At 51.9% G+C, this 19,310-nt stretch carries 17 protein-coding genes; all 17 read left to right on the forward strand.

The features are described 5' to 3' along the window. Window positions 1-79: 79 nt before the first annotated feature. The 17 genes from trmFO (at window position 80) to DQG13_RS07290 (ending at window position 19,304) form a co-directional block, all read left to right on the forward strand. Window positions 80-1,396 carry an FADH(2)-oxidizing methylenetetrahydrofolate--tRNA-(uracil(54)-C(5))-methyltransferase TrmFO gene (gene trmFO, locus DQG13_RS07210; protein ID WP_113019233.1) on the forward strand — a complete coding sequence of 439 codons (1,317 nt, stop codon included), beginning with the start codon at window positions 80-82 and terminating at the stop codon, window positions 1,394-1,396. 249 nt (window positions 1,397-1,645) lie between these two features. Beyond that, complete coding sequence (hslV, locus tag DQG13_RS07215; RefSeq protein WP_113019082.1) at window positions 1,646-2,188, forward strand: ATP-dependent protease subunit HslV; 543 nt, start codon at window positions 1,646-1,648, stop codon at window positions 2,186-2,188. Between the two features lie 28 nt (window positions 2,189-2,216). Then, window positions 2,217-3,611, forward strand: a complete 1,395-nt coding sequence (gene hslU, locus DQG13_RS07220; protein WP_113019083.1) for an ATP-dependent protease ATPase subunit HslU — start codon at window positions 2,217-2,219, stop codon at window positions 3,609-3,611. A 94-nt stretch (window positions 3,612-3,705) separates the two neighbouring features. Then, window positions 3,706-4,485: a GTP-sensing pleiotropic transcriptional regulator CodY gene (codY, locus tag DQG13_RS07225; protein WP_113019084.1), complete on the forward strand. Its 780-nt coding sequence runs from the start codon at window positions 3,706-3,708 to the stop codon at window positions 4,483-4,485. Window positions 4,486-5,615: 1,130 nt separating this feature from the next. Beyond that, window positions 5,616-6,191: a LuxR C-terminal-related transcriptional regulator gene (locus tag DQG13_RS07230; protein WP_181592628.1), complete on the forward strand. Its 576-nt coding sequence runs from the start codon at window positions 5,616-5,618 to the stop codon at window positions 6,189-6,191. A gap of 255 nt (window positions 6,192-6,446) precedes the next feature. Next, a complete protein-coding gene (locus DQG13_RS07235) occupies window positions 6,447-7,319 on the forward strand; it encodes a VanW family protein (RefSeq protein WP_181592629.1) in 873 nt (290 codons plus the stop codon). Between the two features lie 47 nt (window positions 7,320-7,366). Beyond that, entirely contained in the window at window positions 7,367-9,091 is a 1,725-nt protein-coding gene (locus tag DQG13_RS07240) for a GspE/PulE family protein (RefSeq protein WP_113019087.1), read from the forward strand. Window positions 9,092-9,111: 20 nt separating this feature from the next. Beyond that, window positions 9,112-10,323, forward strand: a complete 1,212-nt coding sequence (locus tag DQG13_RS07245) for a type II secretion system F family protein (protein ID WP_181592630.1) — start codon at window positions 9,112-9,114, stop codon at window positions 10,321-10,323. A gap of 113 nt (window positions 10,324-10,436) precedes the next feature. Further along, entirely contained in the window at window positions 10,437-10,952 is a 516-nt protein-coding gene (locus DQG13_RS07250) for a prepilin-type N-terminal cleavage/methylation domain-containing protein (protein WP_181592631.1), read from the forward strand. Window positions 10,953-11,062: 110 nt separating this feature from the next. Further along, window positions 11,063-12,061, forward strand: coding sequence for a type IV pilus biogenesis protein PilM (gene pilM, locus DQG13_RS07255; RefSeq protein ID WP_113019090.1), 999 nt, complete (start codon window positions 11,063-11,065; stop codon window positions 12,059-12,061). A 2-nt stretch (window positions 12,062-12,063) separates the two neighbouring features. Then, window positions 12,064-12,672, forward strand: coding sequence for a PilN domain-containing protein (locus DQG13_RS07260; RefSeq protein ID WP_113019091.1), 609 nt, complete (start codon window positions 12,064-12,066; stop codon window positions 12,670-12,672). Between the two features lie 7 nt (window positions 12,673-12,679). Further along, window positions 12,680-13,351 carry a hypothetical protein gene (locus DQG13_RS07265; protein WP_113019092.1) on the forward strand — a complete coding sequence of 224 codons (672 nt, stop codon included), beginning with the start codon at window positions 12,680-12,682 and terminating at the stop codon, window positions 13,349-13,351. A 20-nt stretch (window positions 13,352-13,371) separates the two neighbouring features. Further along, window positions 13,372-14,433, forward strand: coding sequence for a type IV pilus twitching motility protein PilT (locus tag DQG13_RS07270; protein WP_309472223.1), 1,062 nt, complete (start codon window positions 13,372-13,374; stop codon window positions 14,431-14,433). A 1-nt stretch (window position 14,434) separates the two neighbouring features. Then, on the forward strand, window positions 14,435-15,655 hold the full coding sequence (locus tag DQG13_RS07275; RefSeq protein WP_113019093.1) for an S-layer homology domain-containing protein: 1,221 nt from the start codon (window positions 14,435-14,437) through the stop codon (window positions 15,653-15,655). 14 nt (window positions 15,656-15,669) lie between these two features. Then, entirely contained in the window at window positions 15,670-18,183 is a 2,514-nt protein-coding gene (locus tag DQG13_RS07280; protein WP_113019094.1) for a vWA domain-containing protein, read from the forward strand. Beyond that, on the forward strand, window positions 18,158-18,706 hold the full coding sequence (locus DQG13_RS07285; RefSeq protein WP_113019095.1) for a type IV pilus modification PilV family protein: 549 nt from the start codon (window positions 18,158-18,160) through the stop codon (window positions 18,704-18,706). The genes DQG13_RS07280 and DQG13_RS07285 overlap by 26 nt, the downstream gene beginning before the upstream one ends. A gap of 4 nt (window positions 18,707-18,710) precedes the next feature. Then, a complete protein-coding gene (locus DQG13_RS07290) occupies window positions 18,711-19,304 on the forward strand; it encodes a prepilin-type N-terminal cleavage/methylation domain-containing protein (RefSeq protein WP_146767118.1) in 594 nt (197 codons plus the stop codon). The last annotated feature ends 6 nt before the right edge of the window (window positions 19,305-19,310 follow it).

The raw sequence follows: 19,310 nt of genomic DNA on the forward strand, positions 1-19,310 counted from the left end.
ATGCGGTCTGCCGGCCTTTGTTTTGTGACAAAACTTGAAGCTTAGAATGCAATTTCAAATAATGGGGGAAAGATTCATTGTGACTCAACAACAGCCTGTTACTGTGATCGGAGCCGGACTGGCGGGCAGCGAAGCCGCCTGGCAGCTGGTCAGCCGCGGCGTGCCGGTGATCCTCTACGAAATGAGACCGGCAGCCAAAACGCCGGCCCATATTACGGATCAATTCGCGGAGCTGGTCTGCAGCAACTCCCTGCGGGCCAACGGCCTGACCAATGCGGTAGGCTTATTGAAGGAAGAAATGCGCCTTCTCGGCTCTCTTATTATGCGCGAGGCGGACAAGCACGCCGTTCCTGCCGGGGGCGCCTTGGCGGTTGACCGGGAGGGCTTCTCCGGCGGCGTCACCCAGGCGCTCCGCAACCATCCGCTGGTGGAGGTGCGGAACGAGGAAATCCGCGAGCTTCCTGCGGAGGGAATCGTGGTGGTCGCTTCCGGGCCGCTGACCTCCCCCGCGCTGTCGGAAAGCTTAAAGGCGCTGACCGGGGAGGAATACCTCTACTTCTATGACGCGGCAGCCCCGATTGTGGAGAAGGAATCTGTGGACATGAGCAAGGTATACCTGGCCTCCCGGTATGACAAGGGGGAAGCGGCTTACCTGAATTGCCCGATGACGGAGGAGGAGTTCAACCGCTTCTACGATGAGCTGATTCAAGCGGAAGCCGCTCCCGTGAAAGCTTTTGAGAAGGAAGTTTATTTCGAGGGCTGCATGCCTATTGAAGTGATGGCCAAGCGGGGGCGCCAAACGGTGCTGTTCGGACCGATGAAGCCGGTTGGGCTGATCAATCCCCACACGGGCAAACTGCCCCATGCCGTGGTGCAGCTGCGCCAGGACAATGCGGCGGGAACGCTGTTCAATCTGGTTGGTTTCCAGACTCATCTGAAGTGGGGCGAGCAAAAGCGGGTTTTCTCCCTGATTCCCGGGCTGGAGCAGGCGGAGTTTGTCCGTTATGGCGTCATGCACCGCAATACCTTCATTAATTCGCCCAAGCTGCTTTCGCCGACGTATCAGTTCAGATCGCGGCCGAACCTGTTTTTTGCCGGCCAAATGACAGGTGTGGAAGGGTATGTGGAATCTGCCGCTTCCGGTCTGGCTGCCGGTCTCAACGCAGCCCGGCTGTGGCATGGCCAAGATCCGCTGGTGCTGCCTGCGGACACTGCAATCGGCAGTATGGCCCATTATATTGTCTCCACGGAGTCCGGCCACTTCCAGCCGATGAATGCCAATTTCGGGCTGCTGCCGCCTCCGGAGGAGCGGATTAGGAATAAGAAGCTGAGATATGAAAAGCTGGCGGAACGGGCTCTTCGGACAATTCAGAATTTTGTGGGCAATTTAAAGTGATGTCCCTTGTATGCCGTTCGCAAGCTGTGTTACTATATTCATATTGCGCTTAACTCGAACACCCCGCGGATGGCTTCAGCTTGCAGGCCCCTCCCGGGGTTTTGCGCGCCGGAAGGGCTGTGGCTTCCGTCAGATCCGATTTCAGCACAGTTTATGCTTACGAAGTAGGCTTTACTGCGTAAAGCTCAGCGGATGCTTACGAAGTTGGCTTTGCTCATGCAAAGCCCAGCTATCTCAGGAGGGATTTTCATGGGAGATTTTCACGCTACCACGATTTTTGCGATCCGTCACAACAATAAAGGCGCTATCGCCGGGGACGGCCAAGTTACCTTCGGCAACAGCATGGTGATGAAGAACACAGCGAAGAAGGTGCGCCGCCTGTACCGGGGCCAAGTGGCTGCGGGGTTTGCCGGATCGGTGGCGGATGCCATCACGCTGTTCGAGAAGTTCGAGGGGAAGCTGGAGGAGCATCAGGGCAATCTGCAGCGCGCGGCGGTGGAGCTGGCCAAGGATTGGCGCTCCGACAGGGTGCTGCGCCGCCTGGAGGCCATGATGATCGTCATGGACAAAAAGGATCTGCTGCTGATTTCCGGCAACGGCGAAATCATCGAGCCCGACGACGGCATTCTGGCCATCGGCTCCGGCGGGAACTTCGCCTTGGCTGCGGGAAGAGCCTTGAAGGCCCACGCCGGCCATCTGGAGGCCCGGGACATTGCCAAGGCTTCCTTGGAGATTGCCGCCGATATCTGCGTGTTCACCAACCGTAATATTATTGTGGAAGAAGTATTGTAGCCACACAAATCGGATGGAGGGATGGATTATGAAAGGCTCCGCGCTTACCCCAAGAGAGATTGTTTCCGAATTGGATAGATATATCGTCGGCCAGAAGCAGGCCAAAAAATCCGTCGCCGTGGCCCTTCGCAACCGCTACAGGAGAACCCTGCTCCAGGACGTGATGCGCGATGAGATCATTCCGAAGAATATTCTGATGATCGGCCCCACCGGCGTGGGCAAGACGGAAATCGCCCGCAGGCTGGCGAAGCTGGTGAATGCGCCCTTCGTGAAGGTGGAAGCCACCAAGTTTACCGAGGTGGGCTATGTGGGCCGGGATGTGGAATCCATGGTCCGGGACCTGGTGGAAACCGCCATCCGGATGGTCAAGGCCGAAAAGACCGAGGCCCTGAAGGACCGGGCAGGCAAGCTGGCCGAGGAGCGGATCATCCAATTCCTGGTTCCCGGGGCCAACAGGAACAAATCCGGCCGCAACCCGCTGGAGATGCTTTTCGGCGGCCAGAAGGAGCCGGAGCCGGAGCGGGAGGAGCCGGATTCGGGAGTGGCCGCAGGCCGCGCCGCCGTCAGGGAGAAGCTGGCCCGCGGGGAGCTGGAGAACGAGCAGATCGAGATCGAGGTGGAGGATCACACGCCTTCCATGATGGACATTCTGGGCGGCCAGGGCAATGACCAGATGGGCATGAATATGCAGGAGATGTTCAGCAGCCTGATGCCCAAGAAAACCAAGAAGCGCCGCCTTCCGGTTAGGGAAGCGCGCAAGGTGCTGATCCAGCAGGAAGCCCAGAAGCTGATGGATATGGACGAGGTTATCTCCGAATCCGTGCAGCGGGCGGAGCAGTCGGGCATTATTTTTATCGACGAGATCGACAAGGTGGCCAGCACCGGCAAGGGCAGCGGTCCCGATGTGTCCCGGGAAGGGGTGCAGCGCGACATTCTGCCCATTGTCGAAGGCTCGACAGTCATGACCAAATACGGGCCGGTCAAGACCGATTATGTCCTGTTTATTGCCGCGGGGGCCTTCCACATTGCCAAGCCGTCGGACCTGATCCCTGAGCTTCAGGGACGCTTTCCCATCCGGGTGGAGCTGGGCAGTCTGAACCATGAGGATTTTGTGCGCATCCTGAAGGAGCCGCAGAATGCCTTGACCAAGCAATATACAGCCCTTCTGGAAACAGAAGGCATTACCATCACCTTCACCGACCAGGCCATTGACGAACTGGCCCAGATCGCCGTGGACGTGAACCAGCATACGGAGAATATCGGCGCCAGGAGGCTGCACACCATTCTGGAGAAGCTGCTGGAGGACTTGTCGTTTGAAGCGCCGGATCTTCAGCTGGAGGCTTTCCAGGTGACCCCGGAATATGTCCGGGAGAAGCTGTCGGATATTGCCCGGAACCGCGATTTGAGCCAATACATTCTGTAGCGGCGGGGCTTCCCGCAAAGTTATGGAAATCCGCTTCTTGAGACCTGCTTCGCTTTGCGGGAAATTGTTGAATGATAATAGGGGGATTTGGGAAATGCAATTGCTTTCGAAGACAAGACGGCTGAACCGGCTCTTGCAAAGGGCGGCCGGCAAAGCTTTGTCGTTTATGGAAATGACCGAGGTTCTGCGGGATGCCATGGCAGCCAGTGTGTACGTGATTAGCCGCAAGGGCAAAATTCTCGGCTGCGCAGCCGCCGGGGTATTGGCTTCGCCGGAGACCAACCGGGTTCTGTTTCAGGACAAAAGACTTACCCCGGAGCAGAACCAGCTCCTGCTGAGGGTGGAGGAGACCGTTTCCAACCTCGACCCGGAAAATCCGTATGTCCAGGTGACCAATCAGCTGCAAAGCCTGTTTGAGCAGCATTATTTGACCATTATCCCGATTATGGGGGGCGGGGACCGCTTGGGCTCCCTGGTTTTGGCCAGGACGGAAGACCCGTTCGGCGAGGATGATCTGATTCTGGCTGAGTACGGAGCCACTGTTGTGGGCATGGAAATTCTGCGCGAGCGCGCAGAGGAAAGCGAGATTGAAGCCCGGCGCAAAACCATTGTCCAGGTAGCGGTCGGCTCCCTTTCGTATAGTGAACTGGAGGCCGTTGAGCATATTTTCGACGAGCTGAAAAGCAAGGAAGGGCTTCTGGTAGCCAGCAAAATTGCCGACCGCGTGGGCATTACCCGTTCCGTGATCGTCAACGCGCTGCGGAAGCTGGAAAGCGCCGGCGTCATCGAAACCCGGTCTCTGGGCATGAAGGGAACCTACATTAAAATCCTCAATGACCAGTTGGTTCAAGAACTGGAAAAGCGCCAGGCCTAATTGTGCATTCTCCATCCATGAAAATAGAGCAGAAGACGAAAAAGCCGAGGAATTGATCCCCGGCTTTTTATTTTTTACACGTAAAGATTATAAGCTTCGGCCATGCCGAAAGTGAAATTCTTGGAGGGCGGGAAGCGGCTCGGCTTTCTTGAAACGCAGGTTGTCAGGATGATAGCGGAACCACAGTCCGTCAAACTCAAACGTCTTGATCAACGCGCAGCTCCAAAGGACGCCGCGGGCGTTTTTCTCACCGCTTAACGCGGCCGCTCATTCTCGAAATACTCCGATAGGAGTTTTTCTCATGGAACCAATAAAAAAATCAATATCTGCACAATTGTGGATAATTAATTTTGATCATATATTCGGTGAAGTTTACGCAGGTCTTTAACCAAGCTTTGTATAATCATTAATATACAAGATTTTTACAATATCTTAACAATGAGGAAAATCCTTATCGGAGTCTTTGCGGAGAAGCGGGGTCGTCCTTAAAGGCCATTTTTAAAATATGAAGCGCTGTCAATAAACGCTGTTGTGTTCTGCCGCGGCACAGCATGATTCTCTGTTTGGGGAATTTATGCAGATCAATCGACAAAAATCGAGGAATTTTCAAGACTCCAGGAGTTCATCAATCGACAAAAGATGGCCTCCGGTAGGAGATTGCACAGACCGTTGCAGCATGCCTCATGGATATTCACTTGTGTGAGCATCTCTTATTACTTTCTGAAAAAAAAGAAAATTCTAAAAATTAAAAAATCTTGCTTTATGACTTGGTATAATGCACGTGCATTATTGTCATCATGTAGAATTAATGTGTTATTTATAAAGTAGAGTCGAATATTGGATAAAGGGGGATGAGAATAATGGGCGTATTTGCAGACAAGATTAAAGGCGATTTTTTTTCAAATGCGATCGGAGTTTCTTCTGAAGAAATGGAGCGGTTTGAGCAAAAGTCTATCCATAACGGGGTACAGAAGGATACTATGCGTGTCCGCTTCCGGTTATCGGGGAAGATGCTGGAGCGCCTGCTTACAAAATGCCAAACCTTGATGGATATCATCAGGAAGGAAGATTTATTGGGAGCCCAAGCTTTTTATTTTCCATGCATCTTAATGGTAACGGATACAAATGGAGTGATTATCTACATTACCGGGGACGAGGTGTCGATTTCCAATGCGGAGCAGATGAATAATATTGGAGTAGGCACCTCCTTATCCTTTTCCAGCGCAGGAACCAATGCCGTATCGGCGGCCATTGAGCTGCAAAGAGCTGTAGTGATCTGCGGGGAGCAGCATTATCTGACAACCATGAGAGATTGGATTACCCTGTCCATCCCGATACGGAATTCGGAGAATCATATTGCCGCTTACCTGGCCTTCTCTTCGTTTCATAATATTCCCGGACCGATTATTTATCCTTGTCTGGAGTCCATCAGCGCCAGATTGGAGTATCAGCTCAAAAAAGCGGAAGCGCAGGGAAAGGTCTGGTTTGTCGAGGAGATATTGGAGGAGCGGCTGAGACATCTTCCGCTTACTCCAAGAGAGAAGGAGGTAGCCATGTATTGGATTTTGGACTATGACTACAAGCAAATCAGCAAGGTAGTGGGCATCAGTGAAAATACAGTCCGCGTTTATGTGACGCGCATTAATAACAAGCTTAGGGTAAATTCCAAGGCTTCTCTCATTCTCCGGGTACTGGGCGCAATATGATACTTTTGGCCCCTTCGCATAGGCTACGGACTCAAGTAACGCATCTGCAGTACATATGGTGCATTAGGAAAAAAGACATAATGTATGTGTACTATTTTCCAAAAATGCTTCTTCCGGTTATGCTGTTGGAAGAAACAGGATTTCGTCGATCGGTAGTCGGCTTCTAAGGGATTTTGCTGAAAAGTGGAAAGGACGAATGGAATGAGACAAAAGCGCAGAAGTGGAATCTTACGGTATATGGGATGGGCGCTTAGCTTGGCGGCCGGATGCGGATTGGTTGTTGCAGGATTGTGGCAGCTTGGAATTATCGAGATTGCCGAACCGGCGGGCTTGCCGTCATGGCTGTCCAAAGAAACTGCATCCCCGAAGCCTACAGATGCGGCCAACGCCAGCATACAGCCATCGCCTGCTCCTACAAAGGACGCCCAAGCACAGCCCGCTGCTCCAACTGCCGCTCCCGATACGGGGAAAAGCGCAACCGGCGACCAATTGCTGGTTCAATCCACTAACACTGCAACAGCAAGTGATGGAGCGAAAGCCTGGCTGGATGAGCTGGCCAAAGTGACACTCAAGCCGAATGAATTGTTTTCACTGGATGCATGGGTCAAAAACACAGTTGCTTCAGCCAAGCTGGAGCTGAAGCAGGATGAGATTTCTCAAATTGCAGGATTGTTGTACGAAACAGCGTTAAGGGCGGGTTTAACAATTGGCGAGCGGCATATCCATCAGGAGCTGCCGGCATATGCAACGGCGGGTTATGATGTGGCCTATCAGGATGGCAAGGATCTGACCCTGTTTAATCCCAACAAGTTTGCGATGCAGGTTGGAGTCACCTTATCCGGAAGCTACCCCATTGTGTATCTCAAAGGAAATCCGGACACAAAGTGGACTCCCGTCAATCTGGAGGTTGTTCAGGAGCCTTTTCAGGCCGAAAAGGTGGAATTGGTTGACTTTAATCTGGGTGCCGGAAAAGGAGAAGCAACACAGCAGGAAGGGAAACCGGGATTGCTGGTTCAGGTCAAAGCCAAGGAAGGCGATATTGTTCACGTCGTGGCGAAAGATTATTATGCTCCTCTTCCCAAAGTTGTGGCACGCGGGCCAACTGCCGAGGAAATGAAGGCCCGCTAATGGGGATGAGAACGGATATTCTCTTGATGAAAGGAGAGAGGTTCTGAATGAGAATTGGTGAATTGCTGGTTATGAACGGGCTAATCACCGAGGAGCAGTTGGAGCAGGGCTTGAAGCAGCAGGTCCACACCAAAAAGAAGTTCGGAGAAATCCTGATTGAACAAAACCTCATCTCCGAGCGCCAACTGGTTGAGGCGTTGGAATTCCAACTTGGATTCCCTGTTGTCAATATATTTGAAACACCGCTTGATATTACCGCTGTGCAAATGATTTCCGAGGCGTTGGCCCGCAAGCACTGTGTCATTCCAATCGAGAAAAGAAACGGGAAAATCAAGGTTGCCATGAGTGATCCCCTCAATTATGACGCCATTGAGGAAATCCGGATGGCCACGGGAATGAGCGTTCAACCCTTGATCGCAGTCCGCTCCGAGGTGGAGCAGGCCATCACCCGAAATTACGGGATGAAGGAATCCGTAGATGAGCTGATGGAGGATTTAACCAAGCTGGAGGGCAAGGATGAGGAGCAGGAGGCCCAGGATCAGGGTTCGCCCATCGTTAAGCTGGTCAATCAAATTATTCAATCGGCCGTTCAGCAGAAAGCCAGCGATATTCATATTGACCCCCAGGAAAAACAGATCATTGTAAAGTACCGGATAGACGGTGTGCTCAGAACGGAGAAGGCCTTGGCCAAGAGCATGCAGGGTGTGCTTACGGCAAGAATGAAGATTATCGCCAAGCTGAATATTGCCGAGAGAAGATTGCCCCAGGACGGACGGATTCAGATGCAGGTTGACAACCGCAGAATCGATATACGGATGTCCACCCTGCCTACGGTGCATGGCGAAAGCATTGTGCTCCGGATACTGGATCAATCGGCAGGGCTGAAGAAGGTTTCGGAATTGGGCTTAAGCGAGTCCAACCAGAAGGTATTTGAACGGATGGTCCGGAAGCCTAACGGGATTGTGTTGATCACAGGCCCTACGGGAAGCGGTAAAACCTCCACATTGTACTCTGCACTCAGCGAACTCAACACCGACAGTGTGAAAATAGTCACGACCGAAGACCCCGTGGAGTACCGGATGCCGGGGATTACTCAGGTGCAGGTCAACAGCCAAATCGGACTTACCTTTGCGGCCAGTCTCCGGTCCATTCTCCGCCAAGACCCCAATATCGTCATGGTGGGCGAAATCCGGGATTCGGAAACGGCGGAAATTGCGGTGCGCGCCTCCCTTACGGGGCATATGGTTTTGAGCACCATTCACACCAACAGCGCTGTCAGCACCATAAGCCGGTTAATCGATATGGGGATTGATCCTTATCTAATTGCTTCTTCGTTATCCTGCATTGTCGCCCAGCGCCTGGTGCGCCGGGTATGCCGGGAGTGCAGTGAAAGCGTTCCCGCCAGAGAGGACGAACGGAAGCTGCTGCAAACCTACGGTTTGATCGGCACAGATAATCAAAAGCTGGCAGAGGCTGTGGGAGTGGGCTTCTTCCGCAGAGAGCCGACTGAGCCGCCGCCTGTTATGCTGACCCGGGGCCGGGGATGTGGAGCCTGCAACAAAACCGGCTATAGCGGACGGCTGGCTGTTCATGAGGTGCTGGCAGTAGATGAGCCTCTCCGCAGATTAATTGCCCAGAACAGGCCTGTTAATGAGATAGAGGCCCATTTGGCGGAAACCGGCTACAAAACCATGATGTATGATGGCCTCTGGAAGGTAAAAAATGGACAAACCACGACGGAAGAGGTACTGAAGGCTGTATCTGATGAATAAGAACGGGAGGAATGCCGGCAATGCCTAATTTTGCATATGAGGCCGTGAATGACTCCGGAAAAAAAGTAAAAGGCATCGTTCGTGCTCTAAATAAGCAGACAGCCATTACAGAACTGCGGAGCAAGGGTTTGATCATCCGCAGTGTCCAGGAGAAAGCAGCCACCATCATGGATGCCGAAATCAATATAGGCAAATCGGTAAAATTAGAGGACTTTGTCATCTTTTGCCGCCAATTTGCCACACTGATCCGCTCTGGCATTCAAATTGACCAGGCTTTGGGCATATTGGAAAACCAATCTACCGCCAAACGGCTGAAGCTGGCTATAGGCGATGTATCGGATCAAATCCGCAACGGACATAACCTGTCCAAGGCGATGGGCGATCATCCAAAGATTTTCCCCAGCATGTTCGTAAATATGGTTGCCTCCGGCGAAACCGGCGGTAATCTGGACGAAGTGCTGGACCGGATGGCGGATCATTATGAGAAGGAGCATAAGACGGTACAGAAGGTTAAATCGGCCATGACGTATCCGATTGTTGTGCTCATCATTGCCATCATCGTTGTCATTTTCCTTCTGATCAAGATTGTGCCCACATTCGCCGGTATGTTTGCCGATCAAGGGGCGACTTTGCCCTGGATTACCCGCTTCGTTATGGGAGCAAGCAATGCGGTTGTAGATTACTGGTGGGTATTCCTGATTCTGATTGTGGGCGCCGTATTCATTATTAGGAGCGTTCTGGCAACTGAAGAGGGCAAAATGCTCAGGGACAAGCTGAAATTCAAAATTCCCATCTTCGGTAGCATTCTGAAAAAGTCGGCCATTGCACGAATTGCCAGAACCATGTCCTCCCTGTTTATGGGCGCTGTCCCCATTCTCCAGATTCTGGAGGTTACGGAGCAGGTCGTAGGCAACAAGGTACTGGGAGTGGTGCTGAAGGAAGCCAGAGGCAGCCTGCAGCAAGGGAAGCTGCTGTCCGAACCTTTTACCCGCAGCGGATTATTCCCTCCCATGGTGACGCAGATGCTTATCATTGGTGAGGAAACCGGGCAGGTAGATAAAATGCTGTCGAAGGTTGCGGATTTTTATGAAACGGATGTGGATCAAAGCGTTGATCGGCTAAAATCCGTCATTGAGCCGCTGATGCTGCTTATTGTCGGAGCTATTGTAGGAATCATTGTCGCGGCGATTATGTCGCCGATGTTCAAGATGTATGACAATATGTTGAATTAAGTCGAAGAATAGCTTGCCGCGAAGGGGGGTGAAACAAAAAAATGCATGGTCTTAGCTGTTTAATGCAATCCGAAGGCTCACAACAAATAATGAATGGGAGTGTGGAAGTAGAAATGACAGGAGTTCAGAGGCTGGTTAGAGGGTTTCAGTTGCCGCAATTTTCCTTAAAGAAGCTGCACAAGAATGAAAAGGGGTTGACCTTGATTGAGTTATTGGCGGTTATCGTCATTCTGGCAATTATCGCTGCCATTGCCGTGCCGTCCATCACAGGTATCATCGGCAAAACCAAGAAGGAATCCCACCGTGCCAATGCTCAATTGATTATTGATGGAGCCCGCTACAAGATTACCGTGGAGGATTTTAAAGCCAACGAAGGTGATGATCAAAAAATTACTCTGAAAGATATTGTGGATGACGGATTCTTGGAGAAGAACCCTGTAGATCCCCAAGGTAACGGTACTGATAAGTATGATGAAACAAATTCATTCGTTCTTGTTAAGAAAAATGCCACAAACGCCAACAAACTTGATTACTATATCACACTGAAGAGTAATGGCGGCGCAAAAACCTATTTTGACGGAGTTAAAGAAGATACTATAAAGACCGCTCCAATTGGACCAACACCATAACCATCACCATCAACACCGTAACTTTTATCCTAACAAGGCATCCCGCAGCCTACCACCCCTGGCTGCGGGCTTGCCTCCTGATATATACGACACAGAGAGGAGCCGGCTGCATGTTCGGACTCAAACGCAAAAAAGCCGCATACGGCATGCATATTACAGATCTCCAAATCAAGCTGGTCGAAATCGAAAGCAGTTCCCAGCAGCTCGACGTGCTGCAGCGGCATATCATCGCACTTGACGAGGGGAGCATACGGAATGGAAAACTATTGGACGAGGAGTCCGTTATTCATAAATTAACCCATCTTGTGAAGGCTCATGGGCTTCATGGCATGCCGGTTCATCTTACCATTCCCACATCGAATGTTATATTGCGAAAATCCGTGTTTCCGACTCTGAAGGACCAGGAGCTGCGCAATATGATTGATGTGGAGCTGAACGGAGGGTCCCAAATCCCGTTCAAGAACCCGGTATTTGACTTCATGCGCCTTGGCCAGGCGCCGACAGAAGCGGCGGCAGCCCAAGAGGGTGAAGGAAAAAAAGGCAAAGCGGCGAAGCAGGAGTCTGTACTCGTATTCGCGACTCCCCTGGATGTGGTGCAGGGGTATTCCTCCCTTGTGCAGAAATCCGGCTTTAATCCTGTCTCCGTAGATATTGCCCCCTTGGCCATACTTCGCATTCTTGTTAAGCAGCAGCAATTGACGGGGAATTTCCTGCCGAAGACATTCATGTTTCTGCAAGTGGAGCCCGACTATGCGGATGTCAGTATTTTTGTTCAGGGAGTTCCGGTTTTCATGCGTACCATTCAGATGAATATCGGCTATCTCATGGATTCCGGCAGTGAAAAGATCGATGCTTACGGCAGAAACCTGTCCATGGAGCTTGGGCGGATTCTGAGCTATTTCAAATATAGTGTTTCTTCGGAGCAGGAGGAAGTGGACCGCATCTACCTGATCGGTGATGCAGAATGGACGGCGGCATTGCCTGGCCTGCTGGAGAGCTCCTTCTCCGGCGAACTTGCTGTATTTCCGTTGGAGCGGGTGCTGCGAGCCAATGACTTGGCCTTTCACGCCTATACCGTGCCGCTGGGACTTGCTATGAAAGGGGTGTAGTCATGAATCTGCCGATTGAGAAGCTTCAGCCCATTGAAATTAATCTCCTCCAAAAGACGGAAGCCTATGAAAAAAGGAGAGAACACCTTTTTCCCGCTCTGATGCTGGCGGTTGTACTGGCAGGTGGCGGATTAACCGCCTGGTTGTGGATGGATGCCAGAGGCGGTCTGGCGGATGCCAAGGAGGAGCTTGCAGCGGTGAATAAGCAAATCGAAGCGGCCAACGCAAAGCTGAAGAGCTCGCCTAACATGGCAAGCCTTGCTGATTTCCTGCCCTTGTCCGACCAGATCAGAAGCGCCCGTCCCTACTCCGCCGACATTCTGGATAAGCTGGGCAAGCTGGTTCCGAATGACAGCAATCTAAACGCTGTATCCTTTGATGACAAGCAAGCAGTCAAGGTAACCGGATTGTTCAGCACAACGGAAAGCGTCATTTCCTTCATGCAGGCCTTGAAGTCGGACCCTGCGTTTACCTATGTAGGGATGAGCGGAATCACCAAGGTGCAGCCGGAGAAAAAGGATGCGGCCGACGAAGCAGAGCTGCCCTTGGCTGCGGTTCAAGCTACCTTTGATTTGAAATACAATGGCAATCTGCCGCAGAAGAAAGGGTGAATGCAGCATGAGTTTAACATCCAAATCCAAGGGGCAGTGGTTCCTGCTGCTGCTCATCCCGCTTGTGCTGGCGGCTGTCTATATGTATGCGGTCAAATCCGTCAAAGAGGAGCGCACCGCAGTTCAGCAGGACCTTCAAAGCAAACAAAAGGAACTGAAGGCGCTGCAAACCAAGCTGGAAGGGAACAGCTCATTTGGCGGCAAGGACAGAGTGGTGCTGGATCAGGTCCGCAGCAGTGTGCCGGAGGCTCCTTATGTGGAGGAATTGATCCGGGATTTCCGCATGCTGGAGGTCACAAGCGGTTTGAAGATGGATAACTACAATATCCAGATAGTCAATACAGCTGCAGCCGCTGCGGCCGGTGCAGAACAGACGCAAGCGTCTGCATGGTCTGCGCTGGCTCTTCCCATTAAGATGACTGCAACAATGAAGGGAAGCTATCCGCAAATCTACAGGCTGTTAAGCGAGTTGAAGACAGCCAAGCGGATTATCCAGGTGGAGAACATCAACTTTACAATGCAGACTGCTTTTCCTGTAAAGCTGAATGCCCCCAAGCAGGAAATCACCACCACCATTTCCTTCGTCGCCTATTATGCGCCCGGGCTTAGCCAGTTCTATAAACAGGCCGTACCGACGGATTATGCACAGCCGGCAGGCCGAACCAATCCAATCTATTAAGAATTGGGGTGAACATACATATGGAGCAATCCACCGTGAAGGAGTTGACCATGAAGAACCTGCTGGAGTGGTCTTATTCATCCAAGGCGTCGGACTTGCATATTAACGCAGGCACAGAGCCCTTAATGCGCCTGAACGGCACTCTGGTTAAAGTAGTGGATAATGTGCTTGGCCCGGCAGATACACTCCGGATGGCCAAAGAGGTCATGAGCAATGAACAGCTGGAGCAGCTGAACAAGAAGGGGGAGGTGGACTTTTCCTTCGCTCTTCCCGGGCTGTGCCGCTACCGGGTGAACGTGTTCCGGCAGAAGCGGAATATTAATATGGCCTTCCGCGTTCTGTCCACCCAGGTTCCCAATATTGACAGCCTCAGTCTCCCCCATCTGGTCCGGGATCTGGCGGTTAAGCAGCAGGGACTGATTCTGGTAACGGGGCCAACGGGCAGCGGCAAATCCACTACGTTGGCCGCGATTATCGACTATATTAATGAAACCCAGCAGAAGCATATTATTACGCTGGAGGACCCTATCGAGTATGTGCATCAGAGCAAGCGGTGTCTGGTGGCCCAGCGGGAGATCGGTATAGATACCCAATCCTTCTCCAATGGCTTGCGCGCCGCTTTGCGCCAGGACCCGGATGTCATTCTGGTGGGCGAAATGCGGGACCTGGAAACCATCCGTACGGCCATCACCGCAGCGGAAACGGGCCACTTGGTTCTGGGCACCCTTCATACCCCCGATGCACCCCAGACGGTTGACCGGATCATTGATGTTTTCCCTACGGAGCAGCAGCGCCAAATCCGGATTCAATTGGCTTCGGTGCTCATAGGGGTGTTCTCCCAGAGGCTGATTCCCCGGGTGGATAACAACGGGCGGGTTATGGCATTGGAGGTATTGTTGAATACCCCGGCTGTAGCCAACCTGATCCGGCAGGAGAAGATCTACCAGATCAAATCCATTATCCAGACCAACCGGCAGTTGGGCATGCAAACCATGACCTCCAGCCTGCAGCAATTGGTTGCGGAGGGGTACATACATCCTTATGTGTTAAAAGAATATGATTCCAGTATAGGAGCTGACTAGCATGACCAGGCGCATTTTGATTAAAAAATCCGACTATTTTTCCATCTGTTTTTTAATTGCAGCTACCCTGCTTTTGGTTTTTTCTTCATCTGTTCCTGTCTATAGTCGGGAAGCGGCAGGCGCGGAAGCAGAGCTGCAGAAGGCCATGGGGCAGGATTATAATCTCCGGCCTGAGACGTACAAAAAGCTGTCCTTCTCGCCTGAGGCATGGAAGGTAGGGGATATTATTTCCGCCAAACCCTATGCAGTGGTAACGCAGAAATCGGATCAGGACGAGACGGCGATCCGGGTCTGGACCGGCCTGTTCTTCCGGGACAAGGATGATCTGACTGTAATCTGGGATGAAATGTGGGTGGACGCCAACGGCGCCGTAACCAATGCCCATGCGGAGATTGATGAATATCTGCCGGGTTATTTCCTGGCTGCCTCCCATAAGCTCTATCTCGTCCGGGAATTTTCAGGCAAAATGCCCTGGGTCATGATTCCTACGGATGCCGAGGCCAAGGCCGGCGGCTGGCAGCCTGTTCCCGGAGAGGGTCTTGTGAACTGCTATCATATCCAGTTTACGGAGTGGGAGCCCCAGGTTGCCGACAGCTCGCAAACCCGGATTGAAGAAACACAGGCAATGCCGGCTGCAGTTCCTCTTATCCAACCCTTTGCAAAGAATGAAGCTGTCCTTATTCCGGGTGATGTCGCCGGGCATTGGGCGGAGGAGTATATGGTGGACCTGCTGCAAAAAGAGATTGTGAACGGATATGAGGATCACACCATCCGGCCCCAGCTTAGCGTCAGTCGCGCTGAATTTGTAACGCTGCTGGTACGGGGAGTAGGCAAGGGGAATCTGCAGACAGCAGCCAAGGGCTATCAGGATGTGGAAAACCATTGGTCCGGCGCCTGGATCGGAGCGGCTCAGGCTGCGGGATTCCTGGACACCAAGCCCCAGGCCCCTTCCTTTCGGCCAGACGTTCCCATTACCCGGATGGAGATGGTGGAACTTATTTCCAGGGCCTGCGACAAGTTTCATCTTCAGTCCACGCAGGAGGCATTGACGTTTACAGATACAGCCGAATTGTCCGCATCCAGGCAGACGAGCTTGACAAAAGCAGTTGGTGCGGGACTGATTGGAGGGTATCCCGATGGCACCTTCCGTTCTGAAGGCACACTGACGCGGGCTGAGGCATTCAAGGTATTATCCGGGTTGATTTCGCTATTGCAGCAATAAGGAGGAGAAAGCAAATGAATGGACGCTTCAAAAAAATCCGTACATGGGCGGTACTGGCGCTGGCTGTTTTGCTGGTTGTACAGGTACTGGCGATTGCCCCGCCCGCAAGTGCCGCGGCGGCGGCGGACTGCCTGACCATGAGTGGGGTAGGTTCTGTTCCGGTGACGGATGTGGATATCGACCAGGAGTTTGAAATTGAATACACCTTGACTCCGAGCGGGGACTACTCAGTGGTGGAGCAGCGGGAGGCGGTGGATATTGCGCTGGTGCTGGACGTATCCGGAAGTATGCTCTACGGTCTTGACGGAAAGACCAATGCCAAAGCCCCCAACCGCCGCGTTGACGCCCTTCGGACGGCAACGAATGGGCTGATCGCGAAATTCAAGGAAACGAACCTGGACAACGTGGGGCTGATCCAATTTTCCACGAAAGCCAGCAAGGTGACTCTGCAAGGTGCGGATACCCGGGGGTTAACGAAGAATTATACGGATTTGCAAAACAAAATCAATGCGCTGAACCCCAGCGGCTCCACTAATATCGACGATGCGCTGCGCAAGGCAAAGGATATGCTGACAGGGAGTACGCGGAAGAAATATGTGATCCTCCTTACGGACGGCGCCGCCAACATGTATGGCACCAACGGCACCAGCGCCCCCAACAGCAGCCTTAATCCTACATCCAAGGCCAGAACCGAAGCGTTAGCAAGAGCCAATGAATTAAAGACGCAGAATATTACCGCCTATACCATTGGTTTGATGACCCCCGATGCCATCGCCAATATCAATAATCCCGATGCAGCCAACAAAGGCGAAATGGATGTTTACCTGATGGATCAGATTGCCTCCAGAACGGGAGGAGCGTTCTATACTGCATCAAACTCCGCAAGTCTGGCAGAGGTATTCAAATCCATCGTCAATGTCATTACGAATACAACATTAAGGAACATTACGCTTAAGCAGCCTTTGCCGGCGGGGTTCGATTTGGCGGATTCCGAATTAACCAATCCCAATGTGAAAAAAGAGGAGGGTTATCTGATCCTGAACTTTGAGGATATCCCGTATCCTTTTACCCAAAGCACTTACGCCAAGAAGGTCAAGCTCAAAGCCACATCGGCTGTGGATGGGGAGACACATCCCCTGTCTGATGCGACCGTTTCGTATGTCAATGCCTGCAGCAACAAGGAAAGCTTCTCCATCAATCTGGATTCCACCATCCGTATTCTGGGTGTTACCGCGATTGATATGTACGGCAACAAATATTACGGGAACTACCGTGGAGAGCTGACCCGCAAGCGGGCTGACAACAGCAGCCTGCAATGGACGTACACAGATCCCACGAACCGGAGAATTGCCGCTATCGATTTTGTCAAGCCGGATGGAACGCCGGATAACGGGGCAGACAAGAATCATGCCCGAGTTAAACTGACATTCGAGTCAGGAGAACCGACGATACTGGATTTGGCGCCTGCCGCTCCAGGTATTCAGATGGTAGATATTAATGGCAATACGTTAACCGAGGCCGCATGGGCCACAGATACTATTCGCTTAAAGGTGGATGCCGCCTCCGTCTCTGGGCTTAGCGCGGTCAAAGGCCGCATTGTTTATACCGATGAAGGCAAAGCGGATTTCGAGACCGGGTTTATCAAGGAGTATCAGTATACCCTGGATGACGGAAAAACGTGGCAGCCTATGCCTTACAGTAACGGAGAGTACAGTGTAGCCTTGTCCGCTGAGGGGGTATATACGGCAAAGGTTCGCGCAGTAAATGAGACCATCAGCCTGAATTTTAACTTGCCCGTCTATTCCAAAGAAGCAATCGCCTCAGCAAAAATGGACAACACGAAGCCGACGGGGGAGGGTACAGTCAAGATCGTTATTAATGACGACGGGGTTCAGAATGACGCCAAGATCGCGATTGTCGGTTCTGACAGCTTAAGCAAGGTAACCAAGATTGAAGTTTGGCTGGATGATCGCAGTTCCGTAGCGAAAGAAGTGGAGGGAGATTCCGTTGAGTTCCTGCTCAGCTCAATCGATGGCTACGGAGAAGCGAGCTCCAGATATGGCTGGCACCAAATAAAAGTAAGAATTGCGAATGAAGCCGGTCTGTCCGAAACCTATGACTTCGGCCAGTTAATTCCGGACTTCAAGATCAATCCGGGTCCCCAAGTTGCCATCGGGTTAGTGGATCAAAAGGGCGAGACTTATATTTCCACAATCAAAAAAGAGGATGGCGATATTCCGAATTGGGCAGACAAACCCATTAAGGTGACAGTTTCAGTTGACGCTCCTGTAAAGGCCCGATACGGGAATCCGGCTGTTACGATAGCGGAATCCGAGTATGCCATTAGTCTCGTGAATGAGGACACCTATGCCTGGAAAAAGCTTAGCTCCGGCTCCTTCTATGTTACTCCGGGAGGCACTGAGAAGGGAACCTTCAAGGTACACTTCAGGTTTAAGGATACAGACGGTGTCGAAGTGCAGCCTTCGTCTGATGAGGTGAACATTGATTACAACCAAAACCGCTATTAGCCGGAATCCACAACGCCGGAAATGGCTTGGTGATGAGCGCGGGATTTCCCTGGTGGAAATCCTCGCTGCCGTTACCATCATGTCCATCATCAGTGTAACCCTGATTGGATATTTTGTTTCGGCGATGAACAAGTCAAGTGAGCAGAACAAACGCATTATCGCGGCCAATCTGGCCCGGCAGAAGGCAGCTGAGATCCGGGAGGAATACAGGATGGACAGCGTCAAATACCAATTGCTTCAGGATTCTTTTACACCGTTAACCCACATGCTGGAGTTTAATCAAACCAACGACGATCAGTTGGTGGATCTTGAGGGAATGGAAATTAACGGGACCCGCTACCATTTCGAGGTGCAGGTGGATAATGATAATTCCAGAAGATCCGAAATGGCCAGTGTGACTGCTGCGGCAGATCGTGTGGACACATATGTGCTGAATATGCGTATCTCTGTATATTGGGGGACTGATGCTTCCAATGAAGCCCAAAAAACGAGCATGGAGTCCTATATCGTCAGAGGGTGGTAAGCCGGTGAGGAGCAAATCTATACGGCCGGTGCATCACCTCCGGAAGAAGCTGGCGGACCAGAAAGGGCTATCGCTTCTGGAGTTGCTGACGGCCTTGTTAATTACAACGATGGTATCCACCATTTTGTATTGTTTTTTGCTCATGGGAGTATCCATGTACAAGCGGATCATGGTGGAGACCCAGATGAGAAATCAGGGGGATGCGCTGTACCGTCAAATCATAACCGAATTAAAGGATGCCGTGTATGTGGAGCAACGCTCTGCAGGCGGCGCGGTGCCCGCAGACACTTCAATCCGGTACGTGAAACGTGCCCAGTCCGCTGAGGACTATATCGACGACTATGTTATGACTCTGGAAGCAGGGGAGGAAGACGGCGCGATTCGCGTCTATGAAAGCAAGGATCTGCATAAACCGATCAAGGAGTTAAAAATGACTCCCGATTTTACCATCAGCGAAGGAAGCCTGGCTGCCATCGGCAAAAACCGCGTGGCGGTAAACTTAACCTATACGCGGAGCGGGAATGAGGCTGGCTATGTGAAAGCGGATCGAACGAAATTGAATATTAATTCACAGATTACCCTGTTCAGGTTCAATTAAGGGCAA

This window comes from Paenibacillus sp. YN15 (assembly GCF_003285005.1).
Classification (GTDB): domain Bacteria; phylum Bacillota; class Bacilli; order Paenibacillales; family NBRC-103111; genus Paenibacillus_AR.